The 2,466-nt window shown below is 57.8% G+C and carries 2 protein-coding genes and 1 pseudogene; 2 read left to right on the forward strand and 1 reads right to left on the reverse strand.

Annotated elements, in window-relative coordinates:
- Positions 1-140: 140 nt before the first annotated feature.
- Positions 141-746: pseudogene (locus A3A5_RS38830) on the reverse strand (transposase); the annotation flags it as partial.
- Positions 747-861: 115 nt separating this feature from the next.
- On the opposite strand from A3A5_RS38830, the gene A3A5_RS0117690 reads away from it, so the two are divergent.
- Entirely contained in the window at positions 862-1,428 is a 567-nt protein-coding gene (locus A3A5_RS0117690; RefSeq protein WP_018311874.1) for a hypothetical protein, read from the forward strand.
- 160 nt (positions 1,429-1,588) lie between these two features.
- The gene (locus A3A5_RS0117695) at positions 1,589-2,308 is read left to right on the forward strand and encodes a TSUP family transporter (protein ID WP_018311875.1); all 720 of its coding nucleotides are present in this window, start codon (positions 1,589-1,591) and stop codon (positions 2,306-2,308) included.
- The last annotated feature ends 158 nt before the right edge of the window (positions 2,309-2,466 follow it).

Genomic DNA, 2,466 nt, shown 5'->3' on the forward strand with positions numbered 1-2,466 from the left:
GACCACCCCGTCAATCGCGTCAGCGAACTGCTGCCATGGGCCATGGCTGAGCAGATCCGCTCGAACACCGCCTGAAAGTAACCTCCTCGTCAAGANCGCTGACCGTCGGACGGTTACCAACGTACGACTAGTAGGAAGCGTTAAACAACGTGAGGCATAGGATCGACTTGACATCCGAGGTCGGCGAGGCGTTTGAGCAGGCGACGGATGGTCTTGTTGACGTCGTGACGATTGAAGTAGTCGGGACCAAGGTCGGCGTACTCAACGCCATCGCGGAGCATATGGTAGGCGGCCGTGAGCATGGAAGCGGCCACCGCGAGAATGGCCTTCTTGCCACCGCGGCGGGCTTTGATACGCAGGAACTGAGCGTGCAGATAGCTGGTTTTGACCCGTACCGCAGCCCAGGCCGCCGTCACCAGGGCGGTCTTGAGCCAGGTGCCACTCTTGCGCACGCGCGTGCTGCGCCGCTTTCCGGCGCTCTCGTCGTTGCGCGGGCACAGCCCCGCCCACGACACCAGGTGGCCGGCGTCGGGAAAGCGCGTCATGTCGACGCCGATCTCCGCCAAGAGGACCTGAGCGGTCAAGTCGCTAACCCCGGGGATCGTGGTCAGCAGGCGGGCGCGGTGTCGGATCGGCGCCAGCGCTTTTCCCACGACTGCGTCGAGTTCGGCCAGCGTGTGCTCCAGTGCGCCAATGATGTCCAGGTGCAGTTTCAGCATCGTGCGGTGGTGCTCGGTAATGCGTCCGTTCCCGACACCGACTACTATCTTATTACCGTCACAGCGCAATTCACCGGCGCCAAGCCCGCTTCATCCTTCGGGGTCGGGCGCGCCCGATGCGCAACTAGACAGGAGACATCAAATGAACCTTCCCGAGGTTTTTCTCGACTTCATCGCTGAAATGACCCAAATCGTAGATGCCGGTGCCAACGATGAGCAGCGAATTCTCGACGCTGGAGAGAAGCTTCTCGGCGAACTGGTTGCGGTAGACAACTGGCTGCCGGAGGAGTTCGCGCAACCACATCCCCAATACTACGGCCAGTATCTGCTTCATGCCGACCCGCGGGACCGATTCTCGGTCGTCAGCTTTGTCTGGGGGCCGGGTCAAAAGACCCCCGTGCATGATCACACCGTCTGGGCACTCATCGGTATGCTTCGTGGTTCCGAGACTTCGGAGCGATTTGAGGTCGAAGCGCCTGGAAAGCCGATGCGCTCCCTCGGTAAAGAATTTCTTGAGCCCGGTCACATCGATCGCGTGTCCCCGTCAATTGGAGACATTCACCGCGTCGCAAATGCCTACGACGACAGGGTGTCGATCAGCATCCACGTATATGGCGGTAACATCGGCAAGATTTCTCGTCATGTGTACGACGAGCAGACAGGCGCCGAGAAGACCTTTATTTCTGGTTACACGAACGTCCACGCATGACTTCGCGCGAGCGCCCATTCACTAGTCGCGGTTTCCCAGCGTACCGTTGCCCATGAAGGCCGCGTAGTCAAAGGAGCGAGTAAATAAGTCGTTGTGACCGGCATCCTCGATCGCTCGGAGACATTGATTCTGGCTGGGAGATACAGAAATTCAAGCGCATGTGTTATTCGTTTTGTTTGTAGCGATATCGGTGTATGCGTCAAATCTTACCGGCTTCGCCCTGGCACTGGTGCTATTGGGCCTGGTCGCGCTGACCAATATCGTACCGCTGCCGGATGCGGTAAATGCGGTAACCATTATCATCATAGTCAACGCAGCACTGTTCTTGTACAAGCGGCGTCCGCTGAGGATCCAGCCTGCAATCAAGCCTGTCGTTGCTTGCAGTCTGGGAGGCTCGCTTATCGGCATGGCCTTGCTTACGTTCACGGCTACTCACGCATTCCAGACGTTACGCACGTTACTCGGCATCTGTGTGGTCGGATGTGCAATCCTTCTTTGGAAGGCGGCGAAGCCGTACCCGGCTCCGTCAGGTGCCAAGACCTTTGCGTTCGTGGGTGCATTGTCCGGCGTGCTTGGCGGCATGTTCGCAACAGCGAGCCCGCCGATGGTGTATGTAGTCTATCGTCAGCCCTGGTCAGTAGAGGTCATTCAGGAGTCCCTGATATTCAGTTTTGGAGTTGGCGCAGTGCTGCGACTACTAGTGATGGGGATCTCGGGACAGGTAAGCCTGCTGGCGATTCAACTGGCAGCAGAAGCTCTTCCAGTCGCTTTGGCAGTGACTATTTTTGCAGCGAATCGCCAGCCTCCTGTTTCAAAAGAGACGCTGAAGCATATGGTCTGCGTACTTTTAGTGTGTGTGGGCATCGGAATCTTGATATAAGGCGTGCCGGAGTACGGCAATGATTGTGAGAACGCTAACGCGCTCGCGCTGCATGGGCCATGCGAGCAGGGCTTCCGCTGACCCACGGAGTTAGTCCAGCGACATCTCTCCTGCACATTAAAGTGGACCCACGATTTGAGACAGTGATCAGGCGGTAG

This window comes from Cupriavidus sp. UYPR2.512, assembly GCF_000379565.1.
GTDB lineage: Bacteria > Pseudomonadota > Gammaproteobacteria > Burkholderiales > Burkholderiaceae > Cupriavidus.